The sequence below is a fragment of the Haemophilus aegyptius genome, assembly GCF_900475885.1.
Taxonomy (GTDB): Bacteria; Pseudomonadota; Gammaproteobacteria; order Enterobacterales; family Pasteurellaceae; genus Haemophilus; species Haemophilus influenzae.
The window spans coordinates 1,601,914-1,616,782 of record NZ_LS483429.1 but is presented as its reverse complement, the minus strand read 5'-3'; the positions used below and the strand labels follow the sequence as shown (position 1 = coordinate 1,616,782).

8 protein-coding genes and 2 pseudogenes are annotated in these 14,869 nt (G+C 39.9%); 5 read left to right on the top strand and 5 right to left on the bottom strand.

All coding sequences use genetic code 11. The features are described from left to right. Positions 1 to 8 precede the first annotated feature (8 nt). Positions 9 to 2,543, top strand: coding sequence for a translation initiation factor IF-2 (gene infB, locus DQN49_RS08455; protein WP_006995933.1), 2,535 nt, complete (start codon positions 9 to 11; stop codon positions 2,541 to 2,543). A 101-nt stretch (positions 2,544 to 2,644) separates the two neighbouring features. Next, a pseudogene (locus tag DQN49_RS08450) lies at positions 2,645 to 3,972 on the top strand (IS3 family transposase). 65 nt (positions 3,973 to 4,037) lie between these two features. Here the strand turns inward: DQN49_RS08450 and DQN49_RS08445 are convergent. The 4 genes and pseudogenes from DQN49_RS08445 to DQN49_RS08430 all read right to left on the bottom strand — a co-directional run bounded on the left by DQN49_RS08445 (position 4,038) and on the right by DQN49_RS08430 (position 11,319). Further along, entirely contained in the window at positions 4,038 to 7,220 is a 3,183-nt protein-coding gene (locus DQN49_RS08445) for a type I restriction endonuclease subunit R (protein WP_032826317.1), read from the bottom strand. A 1-nt stretch (position 7,221) separates the two neighbouring features. Continuing rightward, positions 7,222 to 8,268: an SIR2 family protein gene (locus DQN49_RS08440; RefSeq protein WP_006995937.1), complete on the bottom strand. Its 1,047-nt coding sequence runs from the start codon at positions 8,266 to 8,268 to the stop codon at positions 7,222 to 7,224. Continuing rightward, entirely contained in the window at positions 8,261 to 9,607 is a 1,347-nt protein-coding gene (locus tag DQN49_RS08435) for a restriction endonuclease subunit S (RefSeq protein WP_006995938.1), read from the bottom strand. Before DQN49_RS08435 ends, DQN49_RS08440 begins: the two co-directional genes overlap by 8 nt. Then, positions 9,600 to 11,319, bottom strand: a pseudogene (locus DQN49_RS08430) (class I SAM-dependent DNA methyltransferase). The gene DQN49_RS08435 and the pseudogene DQN49_RS08430 overlap by 8 nt, the downstream one beginning before the upstream one ends. 115 nt (positions 11,320 to 11,434) lie before the next feature. Here DQN49_RS08430 and rbfA point away from each other — a divergent pair. From rbfA to tyrA, 3 genes are all read left to right on the top strand, one after another. Continuing rightward, positions 11,435 to 11,821 (top strand): 30S ribosome-binding factor RbfA, encoded by a 387-nt coding sequence (gene rbfA, locus DQN49_RS08425; protein WP_006995940.1) that lies wholly within the window; start codon positions 11,435 to 11,437, stop codon positions 11,819 to 11,821. Continuing rightward, positions 11,821 to 12,741, top strand: coding sequence for a tRNA pseudouridine(55) synthase TruB (gene truB, locus DQN49_RS08420; RefSeq protein ID WP_006995941.1), 921 nt, complete (start codon positions 11,821 to 11,823; stop codon positions 12,739 to 12,741). The genes rbfA and truB overlap by 1 nt, the downstream gene beginning before the upstream one ends. Positions 12,742 to 12,829: 88 nt before the next feature. Beyond that, on the top strand, positions 12,830 to 13,954 hold the full coding sequence (gene tyrA, locus DQN49_RS08415; RefSeq protein WP_006995942.1) for a bifunctional chorismate mutase/prephenate dehydrogenase: 1,125 nt from the start codon (positions 12,830 to 12,832) through the stop codon (positions 13,952 to 13,954). Positions 13,955 to 13,984: 30 nt separating this feature from the next. Here tyrA and queF read toward each other — a convergent pair whose 3' ends face one another. Then, a complete protein-coding gene (gene queF / locus DQN49_RS08410) occupies positions 13,985 to 14,824 on the bottom strand; it encodes an NADPH-dependent 7-cyano-7-deazaguanine reductase QueF (protein ID WP_006995943.1) in 840 nt (279 codons plus the stop codon). Between the last annotated feature and the right edge of the window lie 45 nt (positions 14,825 to 14,869).

Genomic DNA, 14,869 nt, shown 5'->3' with positions numbered 1-14,869 from the left:
GAGCAGTAATGACTGAAGATGTTAAGGCTGATGCGCCAAAAAAATTAAGCATTCAACGCAGAACAAAAACAACAGTGAGTAGCACCACAACTGGCGGTAAAAGCAAAGAAGTACAAGTAGAAGTACGTAAAAAACGCACAGTAAAAACTGATATTGCTCAACAAGAAGAAGCAAAATTAAAAGCACAGCAAGAAGCGGAAGCGAAAAAAATTGCTGAACAAAAAGCAGCAGAAGAAAAAGCTCGTTTAGAAGCTGAAAAAGTGGCAGCTAAGAAAGAGGCTGATGAAAAAGCAAAAGCTGAAAAAGTGAAAGCTGAAACTGCTAAGCCAGTAAAAAGTGCGGTAGATTCTAAAGTGAAATCTGTTGATCCTGAAAAAGAGAAACGTAAAGCAGAAGAAGCAGAACTTCGTCGTAAAGCTGAAGAATTAGCTCGTCAAAAAGCAGAAGAACAAGCTCGTCGTGCAGCAGAAGAAGCGAAACGTTATGCTGAAGCAGATGATTCAGACAATGAATCTTCTTCAGAAGACTATTCTGATTACAATCTAAGTTCAAGATATGCACTTGAAGCTGAAGATGAAGAAGATCGTCGTAATGAAAATCGTGGTCGTGGCAAAAATAAAGTAGCGAAAGCGAAAAAAGGCGGTCGCGACGATGAAAATAGCAAAAACTCGAAAAACGAGCGCGAATCTAATCGTAAAAATCAAAAAGACGCTAAGTTTGGTAAAGGTAAAAATGGCAAAAAAGGTGCCGCACTTCAACAAGCCTTTACTAAACCTGCTCAAGTAGTTAAAGCGGATGTAGTCATTGGAGAAACCATTACGGTTGCAGAACTTGCGAATAAGATGGCGGTAAAAGCTACAGAGATCATCAAAATGATGATGAAGATGGGCGAAATGGTTACTATCAACCAAGTTATCGACCAAGAAACCGCTCAATTAGTAGCAGAAGAACTTGGTCATAAAGTGATTCTTCGTAATGAAAATGAGCTTGAAGAAGCGGTATTAGGCGATCGTGATGTAAACGCAGAAAAAGTAACCCGTGCGCCAGTTGTAACCATCATGGGTCACGTTGATCATGGTAAAACCTCTTTACTTGACTATATTCGTAAAGCGAAAGTTGCTGCAGGCGAAGCGGGTGGTATTACTCAACATATCGGTGCGTATCACGTAGAAATGGATGATGGCAAAATGATCACCTTCTTGGATACTCCAGGACACGCAGCGTTTACTTCTATGCGTGCACGTGGTGCAAAAGCAACAGATATCGTTGTTCTTGTTGTTGCGGCCGATGATGGTGTGATGCCTCAAACTATCGAAGCGATTCAACACGCAAAAGCAGCGGGTGCACCTTTAGTGGTTGCAGTAAATAAAATCGATAAACCAGAAGCAAATCTAGATCGTGTTGAGCAAGAATTATTACAACATGATGTCATTTCTGAGAAATTCGGTGGTGATGTGCAATTCGTTCCAGTATCGGCGAAGAAAGGTACAGGGGTTGATGATTTATTAGATGCTATTTTGCTTCAATCTGAAGTACTTGAATTGACTGCTGTAAAAGACGGTATGGCAAGTGGTGTAGTCATTGAATCTTACTTGGATAAAGGTCGTGGCCCTGTGGCAACTATCTTGGTTCAATCAGGTACACTACGTAAAGGTGACATCGTACTTTGTGGTTTTGAATATGGCCGTGTGCGTGCAATGCGTGATGAAAACGCGAAAGAAGTTGATGAAGCGGGTCCTTCAATTCCAGTTGAATTATTAGGTCTTTCAGGTGTGCCTGCAGCGGGTGATGAAGCAACCGTTGTACGTGATGAGAAAAAAGCACGTGAAGTGGCGTTATATCGTCAAGGTAAATTCCGTGAAGTGAAATTAGCTCGTCAGCAAAAAGCTAAACTTGAAAATATGTTTAGTAATATGTCTGAAGGCGATGTGGCTGAATTGAACGTTATTGTGAAAGCTGACGTACAAGGCTCTGTAGAAGCGATTGTTCAAGCATTAAATGAACTTTCTACCAATGAAGTAAAAGTTAAAGTGGTTGGTTCAGGTGTAGGTGGTATTACTGAAACTGATGCAACTTTAGCTGCGGCATCTAATGCTATTATTGTTGGCTTTAACGTTCGTGCTGATGCATCTGCGCGTCGTGTCATTGAAGCGGAAAACATTGATTTACGTTATTACTCAATCATCTATGAATTGTTAAATGAAATTAAAGCAGCAATGAGCGGTATGTTAGAGCCTGAATTTAAACAAGAAATTATTGGCTTAGCTGAAGTTCGTGATGTATTCCGTCATCCGAAATTTGGTGCAATCGCAGGTTGTATGGTAACCGAAGGTGTAGTGAAACGTAACAATCCAATTCGCGTATTACGTGACAACGTCGTTATCTTTGAAGGGGAATTAGAATCTCTTCGCCGTTTCAAAGACGATGTATCTGAAGTTCGCAACGGTATGGAATGTGGTATCGGCGTGAAAAACTACAATGATGTAAAAGTCGGTGACCAAATTGAGGTGTTTGAAGTGGTTGAAGTTAAACGTTCGATTTAATCTTTAACAAAATAAAGGGCGGTTAAAAATCATAGTGTTTTTAATGATCTGCACCCCAAAAGTTGGACTAAACAACCAACTCACTAAGGTGTAGATTTTTTATGACCAAATACAATTTTCTTTTCAAGCAACAAGTCATCGAATTTTATCTTCAAAATGGTAAAAATAGTTCACTTACCCGCAGGCATTTTCAACTTGCCGAAACAACATTAGAACGTTGGATTAACCAATTTAATCATAGTGGAATCAATGGGCTAGCCTTGCTGGGTAAGAAGCGAAATTACTCACCTGAATTTAAACTTAACGTGATACAAGCGGTTAAAAATGGGCAATTTTCTGCAGAAGCCGCTTGCTTACATTTTGGCATTGCCAATTCAGGTGTTGTTAGCCAATAGTTGCAAGCCTTTGAAAAACAAGGTATAAACGGCTTAATCCCCAAACCTAAAGGTCGCCCAACCATGAAACCGAAATACCCTAAAATGCCACCTAAGCCTAAAACACGAGAGGAAGAACTAGAATTGGAAAATCTCCGACTACGTGCGGAGAATGCCATTCTAAAAAAGTTGCAAGAGCTCAACCAACAAAAAATGCAGAAAAAGCCACTATCGTAAAGGCATTACGCATTCATTTTCCGCTGCCCATTTTATTAGATTTAATCGGTTTGGCACGCAGTGTTTTCTTCTATCACTTGAAGACGAAAAACGATAAAAATGTAGCACTCTCACAAGAAATCGCCACTATTTATCATGATAATCACGGAAACTACGGTTATCGCCGAGTGACGTTTAAGCTAAGAGAAACCATTAAAATTAACCATAAAAAAGTGCAACGTATTATGCAATGCTTAGGACTTAAGGGAAAATGCAAGACACAACAATATCGTTCTTATCAAGGTGAAGTTGGGCATATTGCGGATAATCTGTTACAACGCGATTTTACGGCAACACAGCCTAATGAAAAATGGGCAACCGACATTACCGAATTTAAGTGCGCTGAAGGCAAGCTCTATTTATCCCCAATTAAGGATTTATTTAACAATGAAATTATTGCTTATGATTTAGCGCGAAGCCCGAACTTTGAGCAAATTACCCGAATGATGAAACAAGCTGTAGCAAGGCTTGAAGGCGCAAAACCGATTTTACATTCCGACCAAGGTTGGCAGTATCAGATGATAGGTTATCAAAACATACTCAGGGAGAATGGCATTCAACAAAGTATGTCAAGGAAGGGGAATTGTTTAGATAATAGTGCGATGGAAAGCTTCTTTGGGCGATTAAAAACGGAATGTTATTACGGCAAACGATTTGAGACGTTCGAACAACTGGAAAAAACGATCCATGAATATATTCATTATTACAACCATGAGCGCATTCAGGGGAAACTAAAAGGACTCAGCCCTGTGAATTACAGAACTCAGTCCTTGAACTAAATCAGTCTAACTTTTTGGGGTCAGATCATAATCGCCCTTTTGTTATTAAATAAACCGCATCAAAATTATAAACCAGTTAAATCCTCAGCAATTTCTTCAGCTTGTTTAATCACATAAGTTACCGCTTCTTCCTGTTTATCAGGCGGGTATTTATATTTTTGTAAGGCACGTCGAACGAGTAATCTAATTCTTGCCCGCACCGCTTCTTTGTACTGCCAGTCGATTGTGACCGATTTTCTAAGTGTTTCCGTGATTTCTTTCGCCAGTTTAGAAAGCACTTCATCACCCATCAAATCTTTTGCACTTTGATTTTGAGATAGAGCTTCATAGAAGGCAAGTTCTTCTTTGGTTAATCCTAGTTTTTTCCCTAATGCTAGACGTTCTTGGAAATCTTGGCTCATTTTAAAGAGTTGGTCCAAAATCTCTACCACAGTCAAATTATGGTTGTGGTATTGATTCAATGCTTCTTTCAAACGCTGTTCAAAATCTTTTTGCAATGTTAAGTTTGTGCCTGATTTAACTTTAATTTCACTTGCTAAATAACGTTCCATTGCCGTAACCCATAAATTTTTAGTTGGGCTATTTTTTACAGTTTGTAAAAATTCCTCGGAAAGCAAGCTAATTTGTGGTTGTGGTTTTTCTAGCAGATCAAATAAATCAATCACGCCTTCAGAATACACAGTTTGATTAACCAATTTTTTCAATAAAATCTGTCTTTCATTTGTGCCTGTGCCTTTCTGTTCACGTTTAGTTAAAATTGCCCGTACGGCATCATAAAAGGCGATTTCTTGGTTATACGGCTCAACTTCAGCCAATGCGCCGCACAGCATATAGCCTTTTTTTACCAAGCCTGCCGCCTTCAAAAAGGCTTTTTTGCGTGGTTCTGTTTCTTTTTTATTAAACCAATGCTGCTCGTGCGCTTTGCCATCAAACGATAATTGATCAAGGCTTAAAATATGGTTGGCAGCAAAACGAATCGCCATCAAAAGCTCATTCGGATTATCTTTTTCTAAGACCGTCTGAACATCAAAGGTTTTCCCCTCAACTGGCGTTGTAAACAGGCTGCGGATAACTTCTAAATGCTCTTTCATTTTAAAGAATACATCAATCACGCTATCAGCCAGCTTGCCCTTGCCTTGCGAGTTAGTATATTGTTGGGTGGCATCTTTGAGCTCGTCAGCAATGCCTACATAATCCACAATCAAGCCGCCATTTTCTCGGCTTTTATTGCGGAATACACGGTTTACTCGGGCGATGGCTTGCATTAGGTTATGCCCCTTCATTGGCTTATCAAGATACATAGTGTTACAGCACGGTGCATCAAAGCCTGTCAGCCACATATCACGCACAATCACCACTTTCAGCGGATCGTTCGGGTCTTTAAAGCGGCGTTCTAGCGTTTGTTTTTCCTGCTTACTGTAAACGTGTTTCTGCATTTCAGACGCATCGGAAGCAGAACCTGTCATCACAATTTTAATCGCCCCTTCGTTAATATTGTCCGAATGCCATTCAGGGTGCAGAGCGATGATCTGATTATACAAATCCACGCAAATCTGACGGCTGGAAACCACCATCATCGATTTGCTGTCCACCACTTCATTGCGTTTGGCAAAATGTTGCACAAAATCGACCGCTAAATCATGCAATCGAGCTTCTGAGCCGAGCAATTTTTCTCGCAAGCGTAATTTCGGGTTTTCTTCGCCTTCCAGCAGTTCATCAATTTCTGCAAATAATTCATCGTGATTAGCATTCTCCGCTAGCTTGATTTGGCGTGCTTCATACACAATCGGCACGGTTGCGCCATCTTCCACCGCATCTTGCAAGTCATAAATGGACACATAACGACCGAACACATCTTGCGTGTCCTTATCTTCTAGGCTAATTGGCGTACCTGTAAAACCAATAAACGAGGCATTAGGTAAAGCATCACGCAAATGGCGAGCATAACCTGTCTGAAACTTGCCGTTATGCAGCTTTTGCGTAAAGCCATATTGGCTGCGGTGAGCCTCATCGCTGATCACAATAATATTACTGCGCTCATTTAAAATAGGGAAGCGGCTTTCTTCCTCATTTAGGGCGAATTTCTGAATCGTAGTAAAAAACACGCCGCCGACTTCATTTTGTGCGAGCAGTTGGCGCAGTTGATCACGGTCTTCTACTTGCTGCGGTGTTTGTTTGATTAAATCTTTGCCTGAAGAAAAAGTTTGGAAAAGCTGACCATCTAAATCGTTGCGGTCGGTAACCACTACAATGGTAGGATTTTTCAATTCAGGCTGTGCAAGCAGTTTGCCTGCATAAAACAGCATCGAAATCGACTTGCCCGAACCCTGCGTGTGCCACATCACACCAATGCGGCGGTCGCCTTGTTCTGAAGTCGCCCAAATGGTGGAATCGACTGCTTCATTTACGCCGTAATATTGATGGTACGCCGCGATTTTTTTAATGGTTTTGCCAACGGAATCCCGTTCAAACAAGACGAAATAGCGGATATAGTCCAATAAATCCTCAGGCTTTAGCAAGCCATTAAGCAGGCTTTGCAACTCATCGTCAAAATATAACCGCGCGCTTTTATTTTTTTCATCGACCACTTTCCACGGCGTAAAACGTTGGAAATCTGCCGAAAGCGAACCCAAAAGGGCGACAATGCCGTCTGAAATAATCAGAGCTTGGTTGTAAACAAACAGCTCGGCAATTTCATCTTTATAGGTTTCAAATTGATTAAACGCCTGCAACAAATCCGCCGATTCACGCAGCGGATTTTTGAGCTCAAATACCACCAACGGTAAGCCATTGACAAAGCCGATAATATCGGGAATTCGTTTACCTCCTTTGCGGCTGCGGATTTCCAATTGATTGACGGCGACAAAACGGTTGTTTCCCCAATGCTCGAAATCCACCAAACGTGCCATCTCGATTTTCTGCTCATTTTGTCCGTGGCTATTGGGAGCCTGATATTCCACCCGCACGCCATCACGCAGCAGTTTATAAAACGCCTGATTGCGTACCACCAAGTCGCCAATATCGCTTTTCGTTGCCGATTTCACTACAGAATCCACCGCACTTTCAGGCAGCTGAGGATTAAGTTTACGCACCGCCTCACGCAGTTGCTCAACAAAGACTACGCCGCTCAAATCGCCACGGGCAAACTTGCCCTCATGAACAGGCAAGTCTTTACCGTAGCGATATTCCCAACCGAGGGGTTGCAGGCGTTGAAGAGTGAGTTGTTCTATGTCGTTTTCGTTGAGCATTTTATTGTTCTCCATCATTTAATAATTCCAGCAAGGCTTCAATGCTTTCATCATGATCGCCATCATACCAAATTGGGAAAATATTGGATTTTGCTAATTCTTCTTTTCTGTTAATTCTGTTCACGTCCTTTTTAGGATCTGAAAATAAAAAAGCATAATGTCTAGGTAGATTTTCACTGCCTTTTTCTTGAACAATCTCGGCTAGCGCCTTAATTAAGCGATCAATAGCTAAACTACAACCGATAAATAATAGAGAACTTGAAAATAAGCTTTCTACACAATTTTTCAATTTACTAGTTTGGTCATTGTAGTGTTTATCGTAGTCATTTTTTGTTAGTATTCGATTTTGTGGTTTATCAAAAGTGCCATGTATCTTTAATAAGAAATTTTGTTTATGTAGAAGTTTATTATAAAGGTCTTCTAGGTATAACCCATTTAGTTCATCAGAAAATGGGTAATTACATTGTTGATAAATAGTACTAAGTATATTGTCATAATTTGTTGTAATAATAGGAGTGTTATTAAAAATTTTGGGTAAAAGGCAAACTACACCATTTATTTCATTAAATAGATATTTCCGACCAAAGATATTATCTAACTGCTCTTGTAAGTGTGAAGGACTACAGTCATCTAGATACTGAGCAGCTTCTTCAAATTTACCTTGAGATAATAGCTCTTCAAAATAGAAACGATCAGTTCTAGTTTCTTTTTGGACACTACGCAGAAATTCGCTCCAAGAAGGTAAACCAGTAGATATTGACATTCCAGCTCCAATAAAGGGAATAATCTTTTTCTCTTTGAATAGTTCTTTTAATCGAAAAAATCGATTTCGATTATCTGAAGTAATATCCAATATTCTATTGGCTTCATTTAAGTTTCTTTGTTTTCTTTCTGTTTTCCAAAATTCAAAAACGTCTTTATATGCTTCAGGATCAAGAGTATATAAAATTTCATCTCGGAAAAAACTGTTTCCGCTGATAATAATTTCGCCTTCAGAGTTTAGTTCCTCAATGAAAAGTCGTTCTAAATAATCGGTAGTTCTATCCATTGAGTTCACCATTTAACAATCTAGGTAATAACAAATCTCTAGTTTCCACTAGATTTTTGTTTTCTATAGTTAAGTTTTTAATTTGTGCAAATATATTACTAATTTTCATCTGAAAAGCTTTTATCAATTCTTCATTTGGTATAAGTATTTCAATTCCTTTAATTGTTTTTGAGTTAACAGCTGTTGCAATTGATGATGTACTTCCAAGGCTATTGAAATCAAATTGTTGAAAGAATAGATATAAATATTCGGTTGTTAAGAATGATTTATCAGTTATTTTAAAATGAGCTATGGCTTCATTAGTTGTTGTCTCACACGTTGTGATTGATACACGTCCAATTGTTAATTTAAAACTGAGTAAAACAGTATTCTCTGGAATTTTACGAATATTAAATTTATCTACGGCTTGATTTGTTAAGAATTCACTACTCTCAGTAATAAATACTCCAGAATTTCCCATATCCTTAATGGAAATCCATTGCATATCATCGGGATTTGTAGAAAACCATTCAGTTTCTTTTCTTAGAGGTGTTTTACCTATGCCAATATCAAATAATTCATCAGCTGGTTTATACTCCCACCCCTTCGGCACTTCAACTCCATCAACCTCCACCATCTCACACGGAAACGCTTTGGCGGTTTCGGCTAATTCGGCGTAGCAGTCAGGTTGTGTTTGTGAAAGTGCGGTCAGTTCTTCGGGTGTTTTTCCGCTGATTGCCTGCATGGCTGCCAGTTCCGCTTGTTCAAGGCTCATGCCCTCTGAAAGGGCTTGGACTTTGGCACGCACGGGGTCGAAATCGACAAACCAGCTTTTAAACAGGGCTTGGGCGATTTGTTCCAAGGTTTGGTTGATTTGGGTGTTGAATCTAATTTTTTTATCTAAATTACTAAGAATATTGCTTATATATTTTTGTTTTTCTAATGATGGAATTTTAATCTTAAAATTTTCCATAAATGATTTTGTAATATGAATAAAAATTGACCCATTACCATTATCTTTTAAGGAATCAGATATTAGTTTCAATTTATAATAAAAATAAAATTTATCAATTATTTTTTCATTGCATACAATTTTCCATATATGGTAATGGTATATACTTTTTTCCCCTCTCCATATATAAGGTCCAAATGTCGCAGACCATGCATAAATTAGGTCTCCATTCTCGATATATTTATTTTCATCTAATTGAAGATCTGAATATACTGTTTTTCCTTCTCCTGTTAAATTTTGTATTCTAACAATAGGTGTTCCTGAAGTTTTAAACTCTCCATTTTTGTAGGCTCTTCCATTATAGAATGTAGCAAGTTCACCTAATTTATACTCTTTCCAATCACTCATACCCCAATCCCCCTAAATTCTTCTTAATCTCCGCTTCCAACTCTGCACTTTTTGCAAACTGTTCCTTCAAAAGAGCGGTCAGATTTTGCATTTTTTCTGCAAATGGCACGCCGTCGTCTTCTTGTTCTGCGGTGCCGACGTAGCGTCCTGGTGTGAGGACGAAGTCGTTGTCTTTAATTTCTTCTAACGTGGCGGATTTGCAGAAAGCGGCTTGGTTTTCATAGCCGTCTGATTTTTGCCAAGTGTGGAGGGTGTCGGCAATTTTGGCGATGTCATCGGCGGTGAAATCACGCAAGACTCGGTCTTTCATATAGCCGATTTGGCGGGCATCGATAAACAACACTTCGCCTTTACGTTTTTTGTTGCGGTTTAAAAACCAAATACAGGCGGGGATTTGGGTGTTGGTGAAAAGCTGTCCGGGCAGGGCAACCATACATTCGACCAAGTCGGCATTGATGATGGCTTTGCGGATTTCGCCTTCGTTGTTGGTTTGGCTGCTCATAGAGCCGTTGGCAAGCAATAATGCCATTTTGCCGTTGGGTGAGAGGTGATAAATCATGTGTTGCAGCCAAGCGAAGTTGGCGTTGCCTTTAGGCGGCGTGCCGTATGCCCAACGTGGATCATCGACAAGGGATTCGCTCCACCAATCGCTGATGTTGAATGGTGGGTTTGCCATGATGAAATCCATCTTTTTGTCGATGTGTTGTGGCTGGGTGAAACTGTCGGCGTTGTGTTTGCCGAAGTCGTAATCAATGCCACGAATCGCCATGTTCATGGCGGCGAGTTTCCAAGTGGTGGGGTTGAATTCTTGCCCGTAGATGGAAACGTTGTTGATGTTGCCTTGATGGGCGGTGATAAAGCGTTCGGTTTGCACGAAAAAGCCGCCGCTGCCCATGGCTGGGTCATACATGCGTCCTGAATAGGGTTCGAGCATTTCGACAATCAGGGAAACGATGGATTTCGGCGTGAAATATTGCCCACCGCGTTTGCCTTCGGCTTGGGCAAATCTGCCGAGGAAGTATTCGTAAACGTGGCCGAGAATATCTTTTGCGCCTAAATGTACGGGCTCGCCGTTGTAAGTCGGACGGGTAAAGTGGGTATCGGAGAAAAGGATAATCAGCCCGCGCAAGGTGTCTTCGTTTACGGCATAGCCGCTGATGCGTTGGAGTACGCCTTTCAGTTTTTCGTTGTCTTTTTCAATGGCATCGAAGGCATCGTCAATCAGTTTTGCCACGCCAGAAAATTTTCCACCCCAAGGCAATTCTGCCCCAGTGTTGAGAATAGAGACTTCTTGTAAGGCTTGCCAACGTGCAGAAGCTGGCACCCAAAATACGTTATCTGCGGTGTAATAATCACGGTTTTCTAGTTCAGCGGTTAAGGCTTCTTGATACTCTTCTTCAGTATCAAAAAAGTGCGGTCAAGATAGAGTGGGTTTTCAGGTGTGGAGAGTTCCGCCTGAATTTTTTCCTGTTGATGGGTGAAATTATCAGAAATGTATTTTAAAAAGATAAGACCAAGAACGATATGTTTATAATTGGCGGCATCAAGTTGTTGACGGAGTTTATCCGCAGATGACCAGAGTTTTTCGTCTAATTCATTTAAAAATGCTTGTTGTAATGTGTGATTTTCATCGACAATCTTGGTCGTCTCGTCTCGCTTGCATAAATTATGCCCTCTGTAAAGTGATTTTTATCGGAAGTTTGAATATTCAAACAAATTATCAGGTGTCATTTTATCGAAAAACAGTATCAGGTTGAAAGGGATTTTTGCGTGCTAAATCCAATGATTTCCAGTAGAATGGGGCGATTTTATAAATAAGGAATAACTATGGCAAGAGAATTTAAACGTAGCGATCGCATCGCTCAAGAAATACAAAAAGAAATAGCAGTCATTTTACAACGCGAAGTGAAAGATCCCCGTATTGGGATGGTGACGGTTTCTGATGTGGAAGTGTCAAGTGATTTATCTTACGCAAAAATCTTCGTGACTTTTTTATTCGATCACGATGAAACGGCAATTGAGCAAAGTATGAAAGGCTTAGAAAAAGCATCGCCTTATATTCGTTCGCTGCTAGGCAAAGCGATGCGTTTACGTATCGTGCCAGAGATTCGTTTTATTTACGATCAATCCTTAGTGGAAGGGATGCGTATGTCAAATCTTGTGACAAATGTTGTGCGTGAAGATGAGAAAAAACATGTTGAGGAAAGCAACTAATGTCTAGACCTCGTAAACGCTGGCGTGATGTTGATGGAGTGTTTTTGTTGGATAAACCACAAGGCATGTCATCAAATGACATTATGCAAAAGGTAAAGCGTTTATTTCAAGTGAACAAAGCTGGGCATACTGGCGCGCTCGATCCGTTGGCAACGGGGATGTTGCCGATTTGCTTGGGCGAAGCAACTAAGTTTTCACAATTTTTGCTTGATGCAGATAAGCGTTATCTTGTTACGGCAAAATTAGGAGAACGTACCGATACTTCCGATGCGGAAGGGCAAGTGGTGGAAACTCGAGAAGTTAATGTTAAAACTCAGCAAATTTTGACCGCACTTGAACAATTTCGTGGTGATATTTTGCAAGTGCCGACAATGTTTTCTGCACTAAAACATAACGGCAAACCGCTTTATGAATACGCACGCCAAGGTATTACGGTTGAGCGTGAGGCGCGTCCAATAACGATTTTTGAACTTAATTTTATTGAATATCACGCACCTTATTTAACCTTAGAAGTGCATTGTTCAAAAGGCACTTATATTCGCACCTTAGTAGATGATTTGGGTAAAGTGCTAGGTTGTGGCGCACATGTGACAATGTTACGCCGTACAGCCGTAGCGGATTACCCCATAACGGAAATGATGCCAATTGATGAGCTACAACTGCTCGCTGAAAGTTTTCCATTAAGTGAATTGGATCGTCTATTACTGCCAACCGATACCGCAGTAAGTAAATTGCCCGCTTTGCATTTGGATGCAGAGCAGAGTAAAGCCATTGGTTTTGGTCAGCGAGTGAAATTTGCTAACGAACAGCAATTAAGCGGTCAAGTGCGGTTATTTTCAGCGGAGAATTTATTCTTAGGCGTGGCATTAATCGACGGGAATATTATTCGCCCACAACGGTTAATTACACAATCCGCATAACTTCATTGCCTTTCCTGTAAAATTCTAGTAATCTTCTTGTAATTAATTTTTTACAATATATGTAAGATAAAAATTACAGGTGAGTTTTATGGAAGCCCTTAAAGATTTACGTTCTGAAATTGATTCGCTTGATCGCGAACTTATCCAACTTTTTGCTAAACGTCTTGAGTTGGTTTCTCAAGTCGGTAAAGTTAAACATCAACATGGATTACCTATTTATGCGCCAGAACGTGAAATAGCAATGCTCCAAGCACGTCGTTTAGAGGCTGAAAAAGCAGGCATTTCAGCCGATTTAATTGAAGATGTTCTACGCCGTTTTATGCGTGAATCCTATGCCAATGAAAACCAATTTGGTTTTAAAACTATCAATTCTGATATTCACAAAATTGTTATCGTGGGCGGTTATGGTAAATTAGGTGGTTTATTTGCCCGTTATTTACGTGCATCTGGCTATCCAATTTCTATTTTAGATCGCGAAGATTGGGCGGTGGCTGAAAGTATTTTAGCGAATGCTGATGTCGTGATCGTTTCTGTTCCTATTAATCTCACCTTAGAAACAATTGAACGCTTAAAACCTTATTTAACGGAAAACATGCTACTTGCAGATTTAACCTCTGTTAAGCGTGAACCGCTAGTGAAAATGCTTGAAGTTCATTCTGGTGCAGTTTTAGGTTTACATCCAATGTTTGGTGCAGATATTGCAAGTATGGCAAAACAAGTGGTTGTACGTTGTGATGGACGTTTTCCTGAACGTTATGAATGGTTACTTGAGCAAATTCAAATTTGGGGCGCAAAAATTTATCAAACCAATGCCACAGAACACGATCACAATATGACTTATATACAAGCCTTGCGCCATTTTTCGACTTTTGCGAATGGTTTACACCTTTCCAAACAGCCCATTAATCTCGCTAATTTATTGGCGCTTTCTTCTCCTATTTATCGGTTAGAACTTGCGATGATTGGTCGTTTATTTGCGCAAGATGCAGAGCTTTACGCAGATATTATTATGGATAAGTCAGAAAATTTAGCGGTAATTGAAACGCTAAAACAAACTTACGACGAAGCCTTAACTTTCTTTGAAAATAATGATCGTCAAGGTTTTATTGATGCTTTCCACAAGGTGCATGACTGGTTCGGCGATTATTCTGAACAATTCTTAAAAGAAAGCCGTCAGCTATTACAACAGGCGAATGATTTGAAGCAAGGGTAGTAAAATGCGGTGAAATTTCACCGCAGTTTTTTACTGTCTCGCCAATCTTAAATTTTCAGGTAAATTCTCAAAATTAGAGCGGAATGGATTAATGTCTAATCCGCCACGACGAGTATAGCGTGCGTAAACGGTGAGTTTTTCTGGTTTTGCGTAGTGCATTAAATCGCAAAAAATACGTTCGACACATTGTTCGTGGAATTCATTATGCTGACGGAACGATACAACGTAACGCAATAATTTTTCCTGATTGATTTTTTTACCAATATAGTGAATATGCAAGGAGCCCCAGTCTGGCTGATTAGTGATGAGGCAGTTAGATTTCAATAAATGGCTGACTAATTTTTCTTCGACAATTTCATCAGATACGCAATCTTTCAGCCAATTAGCGTTAAATTCGTAGCTGGTAATTTCAATATCTTGTTCATCAATGCAATCGCCTTGTAAATGATCAATTTTTTGAGCATCATAAACTGCTACTGGATTTAACCGCACTTTTACATCGCCTTGCGCACATTCGCTTAAATCGCGTTGCATAGTTTGTTGAACGGCGTTGAAGTTGGCAAATTTGCTTTGGTTAAAGCTATTTAAATAAAGTTTAAAACTTTTTGATTCAATCAAATTTTGGCTTTGATAATCCAGATAAATGTCTGCGATAGCCACTTGTGGTAAGCCTTTTTCGTTGAGCCAAGAGATTTCATAGGCTGTCCAAATATCGGCGCCGATAGTAAATGGTTGGTTTTGAGTAATGCCCAATCCATCACGATTTAAGGCGCGTGGCACTGGCTGTAATAAAGTGCGGTCATATTGAGAGGCGTATGCCGTTTTCTGACCTAGTTTTAAGGATTTTAAGCTGTTATCTTGGTAATTCATTTATTTTTCCTTTATATGTTAAAAAATAATTTGCCTTCCCCTGCT